This window comes from Rhodopseudomonas telluris (genome assembly GCF_042432815.1).
Classification (GTDB): Bacteria; Pseudomonadota; Alphaproteobacteria; order Rhizobiales; family Xanthobacteraceae; genus Rhodopseudomonas; species Rhodopseudomonas telluris.
On record NZ_JBHLWM010000003.1, the window covers coordinates 590,204 to 608,634 of the forward strand.

Genomic DNA, 18,431 nt, shown 5'->3' on the forward strand with positions numbered 1-18,431 from the left:
TCATCATCGGGAGGACAACCATGCGCGTATACGATCTGGGCGGACGAACCCTGCGGCGCCGTGACATTCTGGCGCTGATCGGTGGCGGCGTCGCGGCCGGCGCACTCGGCCTGCCGGCGCAGGCGCAGGAGCCCAAGAAGGGCGGCGTGCTCAAGGTCGCGGCGCCCGCCAACCCGTCGTCGCTCGATCCCGCGACCGGGGGCGCCGGCTCGGATCACAGCATCCTCTGGACGATGTACGACACGCTGGTGGAGTGGGACTACGAGACGCTGAAGCCGAAGCCCGGCATGGCGAAATGGTCGTATCCCGACGCCAACACGATGGTGCTCGACATCACCCCCGGCATCCAGTTTCACGACGGCACCCCGATGGACGCCGAGGCCGTGAAGTTCAACCTTGATCGCAACCGCACCGATCAGCGCTCCAACATCAAGCCGGATCTCGCCAGCATCGATCAGGTGGACGTCACCGGCCCGCTGCAGGTGACGCTGAAGCTGAAGAACCCCGACACCGCGCTGCCGGCGATCCTGTCGGACCGCGCCGGCATGATGGTGTCGCCGACCAACATCAAGGCGCTTGGCAACGAAACCGACCGCAAGGCGGTCGGCGCCGGGCCGTGGAAGCTGGTGCGCTGGAACGACAACGAGATCATTGTGGTGACGCGCCACGAAAACTACTGGCGCAAGGGCCGGCCGTATCTCGACGGCATTGAATTCAACATCATCACGGAGAACGCCACTGCGTTGCGTTCGGTGGTGGCCGGTCAGAACGACATGGCGTTTCAGTTGCCGGCGCGCCTCAAGCCGGTGATCGAGCGTGCCAAGGATCTGACCATGGTCAGCTCGCCGACGTTGTATTGCATCCAGGTGTACTTCAACTATGCCCGCGCGCCGCTCGACAACCTCAAGGTTCGCCAGGCGATCAACTTCGCGTTCGACCGCGACACCTTCGTCAAGGCGGCGCTGAGCGGGCTTGGCGAGCCGGCGCGGATGACGCTGCCGAGTTCGCACTGGGCCTACAACAAGGACGTGGCCAACACCTATCCGCACGATATCGCCAAGGCGAAGCAATTGCTGGCCGAGGCCGGCTACAAGGATGGCATCGATCTGACGATCGGCGGCTACACGGATCAGGATTCGGTGCGCCGCGGCGAAGTGATTCAGGATCAGCTCGGCAAGGCCGGTATCCGGGTGAAGTTCACCCGCGGCACCATTGCCGAAATCAGCGCGCAGTTCTTCGCGCAGGAGAAGAAGTTCGACCTGCTGGTGTCGGCCTGGACCGGGCGCCCGGATCCGAGCATGACCTACGGGCTCGGCTTCGACAAAGGCGCCTACTACAACGCCGGCCGCACCGCCGATCCAGAGCTGTCCAAGCTGATCCAGGAAAGCCGCGCCAGCGAGGATCTCGCCAAGCGCGCAGAAGTGTTCGCGAAGATCCAGCGCATCACGGTCGAACAGGCGCTGTCCGCGCCGCTGGCCTTCCAGTTCGAACTCGACGCGCTGTCGTCCAAGGTGAAGGGCTTCAAGCCCAATCTGCTCGGCAAGCCGAAATTCGAGAACATCTCCCTCGCGTGAGCGAACGGCGCCGCAGGCTCTGCGGCGCCCGCGCCGGATCGAAACCTCATGTTGAACGCCGCACGACTTCACATCATCGGCCGCCGGCTGCTGCAGGCGATCCCGGTGGTGGTGCTGTCCACCTTCATCGTGTTCGGCCTGCTCAAGCTGGTGCCGGGCGACGTCGCGGTGACGCTCGCCGGCGACAACGCGTCGGAACAGCGGATCGCCGAGATCCGTGAGCTGTACGGGCTGAATCAGCCGTTCCTGCTGCAATACGGTTCGTGGTTGGGGAAGGCCGTGCAGGGCGATCTGTCGAACTCGCTGGTGTCGAACGAATCGGTACTGGCCTCGATCCAGCGCTGCCTGCCGCACACGCTGCTGATCGTGGTGCTGGCGCTGCTCACCGCGCTGCTCATCGGCGTGCCGCTCGGCATCGCGGCGGCGACCAAGCCGGGCTCGTGGATCGACAGCATCGTGATGGCAATCGCGTCGCTCGGCGTCGCGGTGCCGAACTTCTGGCTCGGCATGCTGCTGGTCGCATTCTTCTCGCTGCAGCTGGGCTGGCTGCCGGCGACCGGCGCGGTGTCGTTCTTCAAGGATCCGTGGGCGTCGCTCAGTCACGCGATCCTGCCGGCCTTGGCGCTCGCGTCGGGCGGCATCGCCGAGGTGGCGCGGCAGCTGCGCTCGTCGCTGGTCGAGATTCTGTCGTCGCAGCAGGTGCGGACCCTGCACGCCAAGGGCCTGCCGCCGTCGTCGATCCTGTGGCGCCATGGCCTGAAGAACGTCAGCGTCAATCTGCTCACGGTGATCAGCCTGCTGGCGAACCGGATGCTGGCCGCGACCGTCGTGGTCGAGGCAGTGTTTGCGATTCCCGGCATGGGCGGCCTGATCGTCAATGCCGCGATGCACCGCGACTTTCCGGTGGTGCAGGGCGTCGTGTTCACCATGGTGCTGATCGTGGTGTCGCTCAATCTGCTCACCGACATCCTGTACAGCGTACTCGATCCGAGGATCGCCTCATGACCGATCTGGCGATGACGGCGCCGCACCGGCCGCGGCGGGTGCGCAAATTCCTTCGCTGGTTCGTGTCCGACATTCGCGGCGCGATCAGCCTGACCGTTCTGCTGGTGCTGTTCGTGGTGTCGGTGCTGGCGCCGTGGCTCGCGCCATATGATCCGCTGGCGCAGGACGTCAACGCGTCGCTGGCGCCGATGTCGGCGGAGCATTGGCTCGGCGCCGACGATCTCGGCCGCGATACGCTCAGCCGCTTGATCCACGGCGGCACGGCGTCGCTGTATGCAAGCTTCCTGGCGGTGGCGATCGCAGTGCTGATCGGCGTGCCGGTCGGCGTGCTCGCCGGCTATCTCGGCGGCTGGGTCGACACCGTGATCAGCCGGGTGATCGACAGCTTCCTGTCGTTTCCGGCGATCGTGCTGGCGATCGCCGTCACCGGCGCGCTCGGCATCGGACTCACCAACGGCATGATTTCGGTCGGCATCGTGTTCTCGCCGCAGCTCGCGCGGCTGGTCCGCGCCCGGACGCTGGTGGTGCGGCACGAGCTCTATGTCGACGCGGCGCGCTGCTTTGGCGGTTCGACCACGCGCATCCTGTGGCGGCACGTGCTGCCGAATGCGATCCAGCCGGTGATCGTGCAGGTGACGCTGCTGCTCGCCGCGGCGCTCTTGGCCGAAGCCAGCCTCAGCTTCCTCGGGCTCGGCATTCAGCCGCCGGATCCGAGCTGGGGCGCGATGCTGGCGCGCGCCTATCAGAACATGGAGATTGCGCCGGAGCAGATGTATCCGCCGGGTCTGGCGATCCTGTTCACGGCGCTGGCCTACAACACGCTGGGCGAATCGCTGCGCGTCGCGCTCGACCCGACGATGAAGCGCAATTGAGACAAGCAAGAACAACAAGGATCACACCATGAGCGCCAGCGCCGCCGAAGCCGATTATCTCGCAACCCTGCACGACCTTTGGGCCAAGGCCTGGCCGAAGGGCCTGCCGACCGAGCCGCGCTATCCGCACGGCGAGATCGCACTCAGCGAGTATCTGCGCGCCTGGGCGAAGCGCGCACCGGAGCGGCCGGCCGTGATCTTCTACGGCCACGTCACCACCTATGCGGAGCTCGATCGGCTCAGCGACCGGTTCGCCGCGCTGCTGATGCAGAAGGGCGTGCGCAAGGGCGACCGCGTCGCCGTGTTCCTGCCAAACTGTCCGCAATTCCACATCGTGTTCTTCGGCATTCTTAAGCTCGGCGCGATCCACGTGCCGGTCAGCCCGCTGTCGCGCGCGTTCGAGCTGTCCTACGAACTCAACGACACCGATGCCGAAGTGATCGTAGCGCTCGATCAACTCGCCTCGGTGGTCGATCAGGTGCGTGGCGAAACCAAGCTGCGCGAGGTGATCGTCACCAGCTTCGCGGACGTGATCCCGGCCGCACCGACGATCCCGGTGCCGGACTCGGTCGGCGGGCCGCGTGTCGCGGTCGCCGGCGCGACCGATCTGCTGCCGACCCTGGCGGCCATGCCGACGCCGGAGCCGCTGCCGCCAGCGTCGCTCGACGATGTCGCGGCACTGAACTACACGGGCGGCACCACCGGCATGCCGAAGGGCTGCGTCCATACCCAGGGCGACATGGTGTACACCGCCGCCGCCAATCACGGCATCTCGGTCGTCGCCGACGAGCGCAGCGTGTTCCTGTCGTTCTTTCCCGAGTTCTGGATCGCCGGCGAGAACTTCGGCCTGATCTTCCCGTTGTTCGCCGGCGCGACGCTGGTGCTGCTGGCGCGCTGGGACGCGCTCGGCGTGCTGTCGGCGATCGATCGCTACAAGGTCGGGGTGACCGCGATGCCGGTCGACGGTGCCGTCGAGCTGATGGACCATCCGCGCTTCAAGGAGTTCGACCTGTCGTCGCTGAAGCAGGTCCGCGTGGTCTCCTTCGTCAAGAAGCTCAACCCCGATTATCGCAAGCGCTGGAAGGATCTCACCGGCACGATCCTGACCGAAGCCTCGTGGGGCATGACCGAGACGCACACGTCGAACACCTTCACGGTCGGCTTTCAGAGCGATGACTTCGATCTGAATTCGCAGCCGATCTTCGTCGGCCTGCCGGTGCCGGGCGCCGAATTCAAGATCACCGATTTCGAAACCGGCGAGCTGGTGCTGCTTGGCGGCGAGGGCGAGATTCGCGTGCGCACGCCGTCACTGCTGAAGAGCTATTGGAATAAGCCCGAGGCGACCGCGCAGTCGCTGGTCGACGGCTGGCTGCGTACCGGCGACATCGGCACCATCGATCCGCAGGGCTTCCTGCATTTCCTCGGCCGGCGCAAGGAGATGCTCAAGGTGAAGGGCATGAGCGTGTTTCCGCCGGAGATCGAAGCGCTGCTCGGCCAGCATCCCAAAGTGCTCGGCTCCGGCGTGGTCGGCCGTGACGATCCGGGCAAGGGGCAGGTACCGGTTGCGTTTATTCAGCTCAAGCCTGAAGCCGAGGGCAGCATCACGCCGGCCGAGTTGCAGGCCTGGTGTGCCGAGCGGATGGCGGTCTACAAGGTGCCGGAGATCCGCATCATCGACGCCCTGCCGATGACCGCGACCGGCAAAGTGAAGAAGCAAGAACTCGACGCCAACGCGCGCTGATCGCGCGGCGGCGCTGCCGATGATTGGGGATGAGGAAAGTCGCATGTCGTTCCGTAAATTACTGATCGCCAACCGCGGCGAGATCGCGATCCGCATCGCGCGGGCCGCCGCCGATGCCGGGCTTGCCAGCGTGGCGATCTATCCGTCCGACGATGCGGCCTCGCTGCATCTGCGCATCGCCGACGAAGCGCGCGAGATTCCGGGGCGCGGCGCAAGGGCTTATCTGGATATCGAGGCGGTGGTCGAAGCCGCAAAGGCGGCGCATTGCGACGCGCTGCACCCCGGTTACGGCTTCCTCAGCGAGAACGCGGATATCGCCCGGCGATGCGCGGAGGAAGGTATCCGGTTCATTGGTCCGTCGCCCGAAGCCTTGAGGCTATTCGGTGACAAAGTTGCGGCACGGCAACTCGCAAAGAAGTCGGGAGTGCCAATCATTGCCGGCACCCAGGGGCCGTCGACGCTGGACGACATCCAGGCGTTCTTCGCCTCGCTCGGCGATCGTGCGGCGGTGATGATCAAGGCAATGGCGGGCGGCGGCGGTCGCGGCATGCGCGTGGTCGAGCGCGCCGAGGATCTCGGCGAAGCCTATGCGCGCTGTCAGTCCGAAGCCAAGGCGGCGTTCGGCAGTGATGGGGTGTATGCCGAGCGGCTGATCCGCAATGCGCGGCACATCGAAGTTCAGATCATCGGCGATCAGCACGGTGCTATCAGTCATCTGTGGGAGCGCGAGTGCACGATCCAGCGCCGCAACCAGAAGCTGGTCGAGATCGCGCCGAGCCCGTCGCTGAGCGATGAGTTACGGGCGCGGATCGTCGAGGCGGCGGTGAAGCTGGCGACGGCGGCGAACTACGACAGTCTCGGCACCTTCGAATTCCTGGTCGATGGCGACGGCGGTGACGGCGAGGGCGCGTTCGCGTTCATCGAGGCCAATCCGCGGCTGCAGGTCGAGCACACCGTTACTGAAGAAGTCCTCTCGGTCGATCTGGTGCGCTCGCAGATCGCGGTGGCGGGCGGCGCGACGCTTAGTTCGCTCGGGCTCGATCAGGCGAACGTGCCGAAGCCGCGCGGCTTCGCGATTCAGCTGCGCGTCAACATGGAAACGATGGATGCGAGCGGCGCCACGCATCCGAGCGGCGGCACGCTGAGCGTATTCGAGCCGCCGGCGGGACCGGGCGTGCGCGTCGATACGTTCGGCTATGCGGGCTACAGGACCAGCGCGGCGTTCGACTCGCTACTCGCCAAGGTGATCGTGCACGCGCCAGGACAGTGGGCCGACGCCGTCGCCAAGGCGGCGCGGACGCTGCGCGAATTCCGCATCGCCGGCGTCGAGACGAATAGTGCGTTGCTGCAGGCGATCCTGGCGCATCCGGACTTCAAAGCCAATCGCGTCAGCACCGCGTTCATCGATCGGACCGTCGCTGACTTGGTCGCCGCCGCAGAGAAGCTCGGTACGCCGCTGGTCGCGCTGCCGGGCGGAGAAGCGCAGCAATCGCACAGCAAGGCGGCGGCCGAAGCCGCGCCGGAAGGCGCGGTGTCGATCGTCGCGCCGCTGCAGGGCACGGTGGTGGCGATCACCGTCGCGGAAGGCGACGTGGTGCGGCCGCATCAGCAACTTGCGGTGCTCGAATCGATGAAGATGGAGCATCTGGTTACGACCGAGCAGGGCGGCCGCATCCGCCGCATCGTCACCGCCGATGGCGTGACGCTGATGCAGGGCGAAGCGATCCTGTATCTCGAGCCGCTCGACGTCGAGGGCGATCTGGCCGCCGAGGAAACCGAGATGGATCTCGACGCGATCCGTCCCGACCTCGCCGAAGTGATGGCGCGGCAGGGCAACACGCTCGACGAGAACCGGCCGGACTCGGTCGGGCGCCGGCGCAAGACCAATCAGCGCACCGCGCGCGAGAACATCGCGCAGCTCGTGGACGAAGGCTCGTTCATGGAATACGGCAGCCTGGCGATCGCCGGCCAGCGCCGCCGCCGCGCGCTCGACGACCTGATCAAGAACACGCCGGCCGACGGTCTCGTCGCGGGCGTCGCCACCGTCAACGCCAAGCAGTTCGGCGAGCACGACGCGCGCTGCATGGTGATCTCCTACGACTACACGGTTCTGGCCGGCACCCAGGGCCACATGAACCACAAGAAGATCGACCGGATGCTGACGCTGGTCGAGCAATGGAAGATGCCGCTGGTGTTCTACGCCGAGGGCGGCGGCGGCCGTCCCGGCGACACCGACCGGCTCGGCCTCACCGGGCTCGACGGGCCCTCCTTCGTACAGTTCGCCAGGCTGTCGGGCCTAGTGCCGGTGATCGGCGTCGTCTCCGGCTATTGCTTTGCCGGCAACGCCGCGATGCTCGGCTGCTGCGACGTGATCATCGCGACGCAAAACGCCTCGATCGGCATGGGCGGCCCGGCGATGATCGAGGGCGGCGGCCTCGGCGTGTATCACCCGGCCGAAGTCGGCCCAGTATCGTTCCAGTCGCCGAACGGCGTCGTCGACATTCTGGTCGAGGACGAGGAAGAGGCGACGCGGGTTGCGCAGAAGTATCTGTCGTATTTCCAGGGGCCGGTCGCCGAGTGGCGCGCCGCGGATCAGCGGCTGCTGCGCCGTGCGATCCCGGAAAACCGGCTGCGCGTCTACGACATCCGCGCCGTCATCGAGCTGATCGCCGACGAGGATTCGGTGCTGGAGCTGCGCCGCGACTTCGGCATCGGCATCGTCACCGCGTTCATTCGCATCGAGGGCAAGCCGTTCGGGCTGATCGCCAACAATCCAAAACATCTCGGCGGCGCGATCGATGCGCCGGCCGGCGACAAGGCGGCGCGCTTCCTGCAGCTCTGCGATGCGTTCGACATTCCGATCGTGTCGCTGTGCGATACGCCCGGCTTCATGGTCGGGCCGGAAGCGGAGAAAACGGCGATCGTCCGCCACGTCGCGCGGATGTTCGTCACCGGCGCCAGCCTCACCGTGCCGCTGTTCGGCATCGTGCTGCGCAAGGGCTACGGCCTCGGCGCGCAGTCGATGATCGGCGGCGGCTTCCACGCCTCGTTCTTCACCGCGGCGTGGCCGACCGGCGAGTTCGGCGGCATGGGGCTGGAAGGCTATGTCCGCCTCGGCTTCCGCAAGGAGATGGAGGCGATCGCCGATCCGGCCGAGCGCGAGGCGTACTACAAGGCCAAGGTCGCCGAGATGTACGCCAACGGCAAGGCGACCTCGATCGCCTCGGTGTTCGAGATCGACAACGTGATCGATCCGGCGGAGACGCGGCGCTGGATCATGGCCGGGCTGCGCTCGGTGCCGACCCCGCCGCAGCGCGAGGGCCGCAAGCGGCCCTGCATCGACGCATGGTAATGGAGCAAACGATGAGCACAGCCGCTTTCGATACGCCGATCGAGGACACCGGCGCCGCGCTGGTCGGGCCGTGGCGGCAGCCGCGGCAGATGCTGCATGCGCAAGTGTACGATTCCCACGCCTCGATCCACGACGACGCCACCGCACAGAAGCTCGGCTTCAAGGGCGGCACCATCGAAGGGCCGACGCATTTCAGCCAGTTCGCGCCGCTGTGCGAAAGGCTGTGGGGCAACGAGTGGTTCGAGACCGGCTGCCTGTCGGCGCATTATCGCAATGCCGCGTTCGAGGGCGAGGAGGTGCAGGCGATCGTCGACAAGCCGGCGAACGATGCGCGTCACACCACGGTGCGCATGGTCAAGCGCGACGGCACCGAGGTGCTGCGCGGCAGCGCGTCGGTCGGCGCCGACGCGCCGCCCTCGGCGCTCGATCAGCGGCTGACCGAACTGAAGCCGCTGACCGACGCCGTGATCCTGCGCGACATCACCGTCGGCATGACCACCGCGCCGCAGACCGTGAAGATGGATGCCGACCAGCACATGGGCGAGCTGTATCCGTTCTCGCTGGCCGACAAGCTCAAGGTGATCACCGAGCCGTCACCCTATTATCACGCGACATCGCCGTGGGGCCGGCCGATCATTCCGATGGAGATGCTGAGCGTGCTGTTTCAGTATCTCAGCAAGCAGGACGGGCTGCCGGTGCGCGGCCCGGCGGTCGGCCTGTTCGCCGATCAGGAAATCCGGCTGATCGCCGGTCCGCTGTTCGTCGGCGAAAGCTACCGCATTCAGCGCAAGGTCGTGGCGCTGTCCGGCAGCAAGCGCACCGAGAGCCTGTGGGCGCGTACCGAAGCCTTCGACAGCGGCGGCCGGCTGGTCGCCACCATGCTGCTCAATCTGGCCACCCTGAAGGAGTCCTACGCGGCTTACGCGCAGGAATACGCGGCGCTGCAGCGACGCGCATAGCAGGCCGGGCGGCGACGGGTCGCCACCGCCGCCTCAACCGAGCTCCTGCCGCACGACGCGGGCGGCGTCGCACATCGCCTTGAGCTTGCCGAAGGCGGTGGCGCGCGGCATGTATTTCATGCCGCAATCCGGCGCGGGGACGAGGCGGTCGGCGGCGACGTATTTCAGGCCGTCGCGAATGCGGCGTGCCACGGTGTCGACGCTCTCCACATCGGGATCGCCGAGGTCGAGCACGCCGAGCATGATGGTCTTGGACGACAGGTCCTTCAGCACGCCGAGATCGAGCTTCGGCTGCGCCGCCTCGATCGAGATCTGGCTGGCGATGGTGTCGTCGAGCTCGGCGAGAAACGAATAGCCGGCCGGCTTGTTCGAGCCGGGCACCACCGCCGCGTAGCCGAAGCACAGATGCACCACCGTCGGCACGCGGATGCCCTGCAGCGCGCGGTTGATCGCCTTCACGGCGTAGCGCTTGGCGACCTCCGGATTGTTGCGCACCCACGGCTCGTCGAGCTGGATCACGTCGGCGCCGGCGGCCTGCAGCTCCAGCGCCTCGGCGTTGACCGCTTCGGCGAACGCCATCGCCAGTTCCTCGTCGTCCTTGTAGTACTCGTTCTTCGCCTGCTGGCTCATCGTGAACGGGCCGGGCAGCGTGATCTTGGCAGCGCGGTCGGTGTTGGCGCGCAGGAACTGCATGTCGTGCAGCTCGATCGGCCGGCTGCGCTTCACCGGCCCGACGACGCGCGGCACCGGCGTCTTGGTGTTGCCGGTGCGGGCGACGATGATCGCCGGGTTGTCGGCGTCGATGCCGTCAAGCGCCGTGGCGAAGCGGTTGGAGTAGCTCTCGCGGCGGATCTCGCCGTCGGTGACGATGTCGATGCCGGCGCGCTCTATGTCGCGGATCGCCACGATGCTGGCGTCGTCCTGGGCCTCTTCGAGATGCTCGGCCGGCAGCCGCCACATCTCGTGCAGGCGCGTGCGCGGCACCGTCTTCGACAGCATCGCCCGGTCGACCAGCCAGTCCGGCTGCGGATAAGAGCCGACCACGGTGGTCGGCAGCAGGTGAGTCGGCATCGGCACGCAGGGATTCCTTCTTGTTGCTTGTTGGTCTGCTGGTGCGGATCAGGCGGCGCGGCTCGCCGCGGCAGGCTTTTCGTCGATCACCGGATTACGCAGGATGCCGATGTTGGAAATCTCCACCTCGACGACATCGCCGCCCTTCATCCACAGCGGCGGATTGCGATAGGCGCCGACGCCGCCGGTGGTGCCGGTGACGATGACGTCGCCGGGGACGAGCGTGGCGAAGGTCGAGCAATAGGCGATCAGCGCCGGCACGTCGAACACCAGGTCGGAGATCGGCGCGCGTTGCACCTCGACGCCGTTCAGCCGGGTGATCAGTGTCTCCTTGCTGATGTCTTCGATCTCGTCGGTCGTCACCATCCACGGGCCGAAGCCGCCGGTGCCGACGAAGTTCTTGCCCGGCGCGAATTGCGAGGTGTGGCGTTGCCAGTCGCGGATGCTGCCGTCGTTGTAGCAGGCATAGCCGGCGACGTGGTCCAGCGCCGCCTCGGGCGCGATCCGCCGTCCGGCCTTGCCGATCACGATCGCCATCTCGCCTTCGTAGTCGAACCGCTCGGATTCCAATGGCCGGATCATCGGCTGGCCGCTGCCGACCTGGCTGTTGGCGAAGCGGGTGAAGATCATCGGATGCGGCGGCGTCGGATGGCCGCTCTCGGCGAGGTGGGTGGCGTAGTTGACGCCGATACAGAAGATCTTGTCGGGGTCGGGAATCGTCGGCAGCAGTTCGACGTCGTTCAGCGCGTAGTCCGGCCGCTCGGTGGCGAGCTTGCGCAGCTCGCCGAGCGCGCCGCCGGCGAGCAGCGCCCGCAGCGTCGGAAAGGACGTCAGCCGCCTGCCGGCGTCGACGATGCCGGCGTCGGTGACGATGCCGTAGCAGGCGCGGCCTGCGGCCTTGAAGCTCGCGATCTTCATGTCGGGGCACTTTCTTCGATCGAGGAGACGTAGTCGTGAATCGGCAGGACGACGGCGCCGCTGCGGATCGGCACGCAGTCCGGCGGAAATTCCTGGCGGAAGCGGGCGCCGTTCGCCGCGGCCGCGTCGAGGAATCGTTCGAGATGCCGCATCGCGCCGGTCGGCAGATCGTGCAGCACCATCAGCGTCCAGGGCTGCGCCCGGCACTGCGCCAGCGCGCGCGCGACCCAGCCGTCCGGATCGTCCCAATCGCGCGGGATCGCGTTCCACAGCACGCAGCTGTGCCGATGACGTTCGAGATGGCGCACCACCGAGGGCTTCAGCAGCCGGTCGTCGAGATTGCCGCCGCCGCCGAACGGCCTGAACCAACGCTGCGGATGCGCCAGCTCGCCGATCGCCGCTTGGGTCCGGCCGATCTCGGCCTCGGCCGTATCGGCGCCCGGCTGCTCGCCGAGCGGAACGCTGTGCGTGTAGGTGTGGTTGCCGATCCAGTGGCCGGCCTCGTGGGCACGGACGGCGAGGCCGCGCCGCACCGGATCGGCGAGCTTCTCGCCGATGACGAAGAACGTCGTCTTCAGCTCGCGCTCGGCCAGAATGTCGAGCACGCGTTCGGTGACGCCGGGCTCGGGGCCGTTGTCGAAGCTCAGCGTCAGATCGAACATGCGATGTCCTTCACGTCGCCGGCTGCAGCCGGCCGCGGGCGATCTCCTCGTCGGCGTCCTGCCCGGCGCGGGTGCCGGTCTGCCAGATCGCGGCCTTGCGCTCGATCCAGCGCACGCCGGCGCTGAACGCGATGGTGATGGCCAGCACCAGCAGCACGCCGGCGAACACGTGCGGGCTGTCGAGAACGGTGCGATAGCGCGAGATCAGAAAGCCGATCCCGGCGGACGAGATCAGCATCTCGGACACGACCACGCCGACGATCACCAGCGCGCCGCCGACCCGCAGGCCGGACAGCACGGTCGGGATTGCGGCCGGGATGATGACGCGCAGCAGCCGCTGGCTCGGCGTCGCGCCCATGCTGCGCGCGGCCATCACCAATTGCGGATCGATGGTCTGAATGCCCGCCGCGGTCGACAGCATCGTCGGCAGCAGGCCGTAGATCGCCGCGAATGCGATCTTGGATTCCGAGCCGATGCCGAGCCACACGGTGAACACCGGGTACAGGATCACCAGCGGCACGGCGTAGAGGCTGGAGACCATCGGCATCAGCAGGATGCGCGGCGTGCGCAGGCTGCCGATCACGGCGCCAAGCAAGATGCCGCCGCCGCAGGCGATCACCATGGCGATGGCGACTTCGTACAGCGTCACCGCCAGCGCGTGGCCGTATTCGGCCGCGTCGGTCCAGCCGGCCACCAGCGTCTTCGACAGCGGCGGCAGGAACAGCTCGGCGACCAGGCCGCTGCGCGGCAGCAACTCCCACAGCACCAGCAGCGCGAGAACGATCAGGCGGCGAAGCGTGGCGGCGCGCATCGGTCAGGCCGACTTGCGGATGTGGCGCCAGATCTGGTCGCGCAGCGCACCGAACGCATCGCCGCTCAGCATCTCGTAGGTCCGCGGCCGCGGCAATTGTACTTGGAGGTGATCGACGATGCGGCCGGGACGCGCCGACATCACGATGACTTCGTCGGCGAGATACACCGCTTCGGTCAGGCTGTGGGTGACGAACACCACGGTCCTGCCGGTCGCGGCCCAGATCCGCAGCAGCTCGTCGCCCATCGTCATCCGGGTCTGCTCGTCGAGTGCGGCGAACGGCTCGTCCATCAGCAGCACCGGCGGATCCTGTACCAGGCCGCGCGCGATCGAGACACGCTGCTTCATGCCGCCGGACAATTCGTGCGGGTGACGCTTGCCGAAATTCTCCAGCCCGACCAGCTTCAACGCATCCTGCGCCTTGGCGCGGCGCTCGGCCTTGGCGACGCCGCGCAGGCTGAGCGGGAATTCGACGTTCTCTTCGGCCGTCAGCCACGGAAACAGGCTGGCTTCCTGAAACACCACGCCGACGCGGTTCGGGTCCGGCTGAGTGATCGGCGTGCCGTTGATGTTGATCGTTCCGCTGGTCTGCCGGCGCAGTCCGGCCATCATCATCAGCAGGGTCGACTTGCCGCAGCCGCTCGGCCCGACCAGCACGACGAACCGTCCCGGCTTGATGTCCAGCGACACGTCGTCGAGCGCGACGATGTCCTGCGACCGGGTCTTGAAGACCTGTCCGACATTGCGGACGGCGATCGCGCCGGCGCGCGGCGCCGGTCGCAGCGGAGTCACGTTCGCCAGTGGCTGCATCGCGTTTCCACCCATCTGATCAGTTCGTTGAACGTCATGGCGATCGCCGCAACCATCACCACGCCGGCGAGCAGCTGCTTCATCTGGAAGTTCTCGCCCCAGATCGCGATCTGGTGGCCGATGCCGTCCGGCGAGGCGTACATCTCGGCCAGGATCACGCCGGTGAGATTGAAGATCATGGCGATGCGCAGCGCCTCGAGCAGCACCGGCAGCATGCTCGGCAGATACACCCGCAGCGCGGTCTGGGCCGGCGTGGCGCCGTAGGAGCGCGCCACGGTGAGGTGCTCGACCTTGACCGATTCGACGGCGGTGGCGGTCGACATGATGACGATGAAGATCGTCGAGAAGAAGCCGAACCCGACCTTCTGGGCAAAGCCGACGCCGAACACCAGGATGAACATCGGCAGGAAGATCGACTTCGGGATGCTGAAGGCGAAGAACAGCAGCGGCCGCGTCACCTCGCCGAAGTAACGGTTCTCGGCCATCAGCAGGCCGATCACCACGCCGGCCGGCACCGCGAGCGCGAAGGCGGCGAGGACTTCGCTGGCCGTCACCATCAGGTCCTTCTGCACGCTGGCGCGCTGCAGCAGTTCGATCAGCGTCGCGAAGACTTCGGAGGCCGGCGGCAGCAGCCGTGGATTGACCAGGCCGGTGCGCGACAGCGTCTCCCACAGCGCCAGGATCGCGACAACGATCGCGATCCGCGCCAGCTGGATGGCGAGCTTACCCGCCATGTTATGGCTTGGTCGGGACCGGCTTGAACCTGGTCGAGATCACATCCTCGACCGGCACCAGATCCTTGACGCCTCCGAGCCTGGCGAGATCGAGCGACAGCTGCACCGCGGCCGGCACGTTGGCGGCGCTCATGCTGCCGTCGGTCTCGAGCTTCATGATGGTCTGCTCGTACTCCATCGCGGCAATCTCCGGCGGCATTTCGTAGAGCTCGGAGATCAGCTTGATGGTGACGTCGCGGTTGGCGCGCATGAAGCGCACCGCGCCGTACAGCGCGTTGAGGGCCTTCTGCACCACCTGCGGTTTGGATTCGGCGAAGCGGTCGAGCACGATCCAGCCGGCAGTGAGATTCGGCGGCACCGCGGTCGCGTAGTCCAGGATGGTCTTGGCCTCGCCGGATTTTGCGATCTGGAAGCTGAGCGGCGAATACACCACGGCGGCATCGACATTGCCGGCCAGCAGATTGGGAACGAGACCGCCGCCGCCGAGCGGCACGCGGTTGAACTCGACCTTCTTGTCCTGACTGGTCCACTGCGCCAGCAAATCCGAGCCGGAGCCCGCCGCCGTGATACCGACCTTCTTGCCTTGCAGGGCATCGACGGTCAGCGCCGACTTGGCCGGCACCATCAGCTGCCAGCCGAAATTGCCCATCGTGGCGTTGGCGACGACGCGTGACATCACGCCCTTCTTGCGGCCGGCCGAGACCAGCGACGGCGGATCGAGGATGATGTCGGACGCGCCGGCCGCCATGCCCTCGAAGGTCTCGGCGCCGCTGCGATAGATCGTCAGCTCGGCCTTGAGGCCTTCTTTCTCGAACAGCTTCTGCCGTACCGCGGTTTCGGCGACGGTGGTTGGCCAGAACGTCTTCGTGGGAAGGCCCACCCGGATGGTTTCGGCAGCGGCCGCCGGTCCGGCGAACAGAACCGCAGCGGCGAGTGACGAGAGCGCCAGCCGGCGAGACATCTTCATTGGTCTTTCCTCCCACATGTTTGTCGTTCGCCGGAGTTTTCTCCGGTCGATCAGTGCGCCGCGCTCACCTCCGCGATGCGGAAAGCCGCGAGCTCGACGAATTCCTTGGTGACGCTGAAGTGCAGCGCCAGCGCGCGCACCGCCGCCTCGGCGTCGCGATCCAGCACCGCGGCGACGATCGTGGCGTGCTCGGCCTCGACGTCGCGGGTCTTGCCGATCTCGCGCCGGATCGACAGCCGTCGGTAGCGTTCGCTCTGCTCGTGCAGCACGTCGCGAAAGCCGAGCAGCCAGGGCGATCCGCAGGCGCTGACCAGCGCGCGATGAAATACGCGATGCCGGATCATCCACTCGTCGTGATGCGCAGAGGCGTCGTCCGGGTCGCGATACTCGACGGCCTTGAGGGCTTCCCATGCCTGCCGCACCGCGATCGTCCAGCGCTCGTCGCCGAGCTCGATCGAGCGGCGCAGCGCCAGGCCTTCGATGTCGATGCGGGTGCGCGTCACGTCGGCGAGGTCGCCGAGCGACACCGGCGTGACGCGGAAACCGCGCTGGTCCGAGGCCTGGACGAGCCCGTCCGCCGTCAGGCGAGACAGTGCTTCGCGCACGGCGGCGAGACTGACGTCGAACTGCTTGGCGAGCGCGGCGATGTTGAGCTTTTGTCCCGGCAGCAGCCGGGTCGCCAGGATGTCGGCACGGAGACGTTCGTGCAGCGCGGAGGTCAGGCTCCGCGGCCCGCCGCTGACGGTCTCTGAAACGCGCAGTCCCATCCCGTTCATGCCGTGAGCATGTCCACGATGCCGGTGAGCGTCAATCAAAATCGAAAATCGATTTTCGCGGAGGCGGCATGCGGCTGAGCAGCACGCTAATTTGTCAGTTCGCGATGGTGCGGTGCCGTAGTTGCACTGCACGCGTGGGCCTCCTCGCGCTTGATGAAGTATCAGCCGCTCGCAGCTAAGAGAAATGGTCTCTCCCCGCCTCCCCACGTCATCGCCGGCTTGCCCGGGCGACCCAGTATGGCAGAGCCTTCGCGACGAAGTAGTAGGCGCTCTGGGATGCTGGATCACCCGCATTCGCGGGTGATGACGGTGGGGGTGGGGCGGCGCCGCTAAATGACGGAGCGCGCATATGTCGGCCGATACAAGAGTTGAGCGGGCCTGCAGAAGGTGAACCGGCCAAGAAAAGAGGCTGCGCGGATTGCGCAGCCTCTTTGATAGTGTGGTCGGCCTGTTACTTACTGCAGGCCGATCGTGGTCAGGTCCTGGAACCAGTGCTGCGCCTGCACGAAGCTCTTCACCTTCGGCGACAGCGCGTGCGGGTTGGTGTCGTGCACGACCCAGACCAGCACGGCGTCATCGACGATCTGGGCATGCGCCTGCGCCAGCAGATCGTCCTGCTTGGCGGGGTCGAACGTGGTCTTGGCCTCGTCGATCAGCGCGTCGACCTTCGGGTTCTTGTAGCCGCCCCAGTTGACGCCGACCGGCGCGACCTGGCCGGAGTGGAAGAACCGCACGATCGCGTAGAGCGGATCGGAGGTGACGTAGGCGATGTTGTTGGCGGTGATGCCCGCCATGCTCTCGTCGGCCGCGCCCTTGCGCCACGCGGTGTACAGCACTTCGAGTTCGACGACCTTGAACTCGACGTCGATGCCGATCTCCTTGAAGCTCTGCTGCAGGAACTCGTTCATCGGCAGCGACAGCATCTGGCCGGTGCCGCCGGTGGCGATGATGAAGGTGGTCTTGAGCGGCTTCTCGGGCGAGTAGCCGGCTTCCTTCACCAGCCGTTTGGCTTCGGCGAGATCGTACTTGATCTTGAAGGTCGGCTTGCCGAACCACGGGCTCGACGGGTCGACCTGGCCGATCGCCGGCTTGGCGAGGCCGTTCATCAGTCCGACCACGGCGTCCCGATCGATCGCGAGGTTAAGCGCCTTGCGCAGACGGATGTCGGTCCAGGGCGAGCCCGGTAGCATGCTGAGGTGATAGTTCCAGACATGCGGCGTGACGTTGTCGACGATCTTCATGCCGGCCGCCTTGATCTGGGGCACCGCATCGGGCGCCGGCGTCTCGATCAGGTCGACCTGCCCGGCGAGCAGCGCGTTGGTGCGGGTCAACGCTTCGGGCATCGGCACCAGGATCAGCTTGTCGGTCTTCGGCAGTCGGGACTTGTCCCAATAGTCGTTGTTCTTCGTCAGCTCCGCGAGTTCGCGCGGCACCAGCTTGGTCAGACGGAACGGCCCGGTGCCGGACGGTTGCGCCGCGAACTTGTCCCAGTCCTTGCCGACCTTCTCGTATTGCGCCGGGCTCGACACCAGGAACCACAGCATCTGATACGGGAAGAACGAGTCGACCGCCTTGGTGGTGATCTCCACCGCATAATCATCAATCTTGGCGTAACTCTTCACCGACGGCAGCCGGGTCTTGACCTGCGCGCTCTGACGCTTGTCGAACTGCGGTGCCTTTTCGTTGAGCACCTTGTCTAGATTCCAGACCACCGCGTCGGCGTTGAAGTCGCTGCCGTCGTGAAACTTGACGCCCTTGCGCAGCGTGAAGCGCCATTTGGTCTTGTCGGACTCGTCGACCTTCCATTCCGTCGCGAGGCCCGGCACCAGCTTGCCGGGGCGGTCCGCCACGTTCATTTCCCAGGCCACGAGCGGATCGTAGATAGTGTAGCCGGTGAACTGATAGCCGCCTGCACCGCGGTCCGGCTGGCCGGTTGTCAGCGGAATATCGGCCATCGAGATGCCGTAACGCACCACGGACTCGGCCCGCGCAGGGGCGGACACGCCCGCGCCGGCGAGCATCGCGGCCAGCATCAACACACTTCCAAGTCGCTTCATCGCAACTGATCTCCTCATGACGATGACGCGGATGCTTGCAATGCGAATGCCAGTTCAACCCGCATGGGACACGAGGTCGCAATTATTTGTGTGCCAACGATCCTGCCGCTTTGGATGGCACA

15 protein-coding genes are annotated in these 18,431 nt (G+C 66.4%); 6 read left to right on the plus strand and 9 right to left on the minus strand.

All coding sequences use genetic code 11. The features are described 5' to 3' along the window. Positions 1 to 20 precede the first annotated feature (20 nt). Genes ACFFJ6_RS09555 through ACFFJ6_RS09580 form a run of 6 tightly spaced genes read left to right on the plus strand, consistent with a single transcriptional unit; the run spans position 21 to position 9,503 of the window. The gene (locus tag ACFFJ6_RS09555; RefSeq protein WP_378386865.1) at positions 21 to 1,574 is read left to right on the plus strand and encodes an ABC transporter substrate-binding protein; all 1,554 of its coding nucleotides are present in this window, start codon (positions 21 to 23) and stop codon (positions 1,572 to 1,574) included. A gap of 48 nt (positions 1,575 to 1,622) precedes the next feature. Beyond that, the gene (locus ACFFJ6_RS09560) at positions 1,623 to 2,579 is read left to right on the plus strand and encodes an ABC transporter permease (protein WP_378386867.1); all 957 of its coding nucleotides are present in this window, start codon (positions 1,623 to 1,625) and stop codon (positions 2,577 to 2,579) included. Further along, entirely contained in the window at positions 2,576 to 3,451 is an 876-nt protein-coding gene (locus tag ACFFJ6_RS09565) for an ABC transporter permease (RefSeq protein WP_378386869.1), read from the plus strand. The genes ACFFJ6_RS09560 and ACFFJ6_RS09565 overlap by 4 nt, the downstream gene beginning before the upstream one ends. Before the next feature lie 28 nt (positions 3,452 to 3,479). Continuing rightward, entirely contained in the window at positions 3,480 to 5,192 is a 1,713-nt protein-coding gene (locus tag ACFFJ6_RS09570; protein ID WP_378386872.1) for an AMP-binding protein, read from the plus strand. A gap of 43 nt (positions 5,193 to 5,235) precedes the next feature. Then, positions 5,236 to 8,544, plus strand: coding sequence for an acetyl-CoA carboxylase family protein (locus ACFFJ6_RS09575; RefSeq protein ID WP_378386874.1), 3,309 nt, complete (start codon positions 5,236 to 5,238; stop codon positions 8,542 to 8,544). 11 nt (positions 8,545 to 8,555) lie between these two features. Beyond that, entirely contained in the window at positions 8,556 to 9,503 is a 948-nt protein-coding gene (locus ACFFJ6_RS09580; RefSeq protein WP_378386877.1) for a hotdog family protein, read from the plus strand. Between the two features lie 33 nt (positions 9,504 to 9,536). Here the strand turns inward: ACFFJ6_RS09580 and ACFFJ6_RS09585 are convergent, their stop codons facing one another. From ACFFJ6_RS09585 to ACFFJ6_RS09625, 9 genes are all read right to left on the minus strand, one after another. Beyond that, complete coding sequence (locus ACFFJ6_RS09585) at positions 9,537 to 10,574, minus strand: 5-methyltetrahydropteroyltriglutamate--homocysteine methyltransferase (RefSeq protein WP_378387063.1); 1,038 nt, start codon at positions 10,572 to 10,574, stop codon at positions 9,537 to 9,539. Positions 10,575 to 10,622: 48 nt separating this feature from the next. Beyond that, entirely contained in the window at positions 10,623 to 11,492 is an 870-nt protein-coding gene (locus ACFFJ6_RS09590) for a fumarylacetoacetate hydrolase family protein (RefSeq protein ID WP_378386879.1), read from the minus strand. Beyond that, positions 11,489 to 12,154, minus strand: coding sequence for a polysaccharide deacetylase family protein (locus ACFFJ6_RS09595; protein ID WP_378386882.1), 666 nt, complete (start codon positions 12,152 to 12,154; stop codon positions 11,489 to 11,491). Before ACFFJ6_RS09595 ends, ACFFJ6_RS09590 begins: the two co-directional genes overlap by 4 nt. A gap of 10 nt (positions 12,155 to 12,164) precedes the next feature. Further along, positions 12,165 to 12,965, minus strand: coding sequence for an ABC transporter permease (locus ACFFJ6_RS09600; RefSeq protein WP_378386884.1), 801 nt, complete (start codon positions 12,963 to 12,965; stop codon positions 12,165 to 12,167). 3 nt (positions 12,966 to 12,968) lie between these two features. Further along, complete coding sequence (locus tag ACFFJ6_RS09605) at positions 12,969 to 13,775, minus strand: ABC transporter ATP-binding protein (protein ID WP_378386887.1); 807 nt, start codon at positions 13,773 to 13,775, stop codon at positions 12,969 to 12,971. Then, positions 13,754 to 14,509: an ABC transporter permease gene (locus ACFFJ6_RS09610; protein WP_378386889.1), complete on the minus strand. Its 756-nt coding sequence runs from the start codon at positions 14,507 to 14,509 to the stop codon at positions 13,754 to 13,756. Before ACFFJ6_RS09610 ends, ACFFJ6_RS09605 begins: the two co-directional genes overlap by 22 nt. 1 nt (position 14,510) lies before the next feature. Beyond that, positions 14,511 to 15,476 carry an ABC transporter substrate-binding protein gene (locus ACFFJ6_RS09615; RefSeq protein ID WP_378386892.1) on the minus strand — a complete coding sequence of 322 codons (966 nt, stop codon included), beginning with the start codon at positions 15,474 to 15,476 and terminating at the stop codon, positions 14,511 to 14,513. 50 nt (positions 15,477 to 15,526) lie between these two features. Next, positions 15,527 to 16,252, minus strand: coding sequence for a GntR family transcriptional regulator (locus tag ACFFJ6_RS09620; RefSeq protein WP_378386894.1), 726 nt, complete (start codon positions 16,250 to 16,252; stop codon positions 15,527 to 15,529). A 455-nt stretch (positions 16,253 to 16,707) separates the two neighbouring features. After that, a complete protein-coding gene (locus ACFFJ6_RS09625; RefSeq protein WP_378387065.1) occupies positions 16,708 to 18,285 on the minus strand; it encodes an ABC transporter substrate-binding protein in 1,578 nt (525 codons plus the stop codon). Between the last annotated feature and the right edge of the window lie 146 nt (positions 18,286 to 18,431).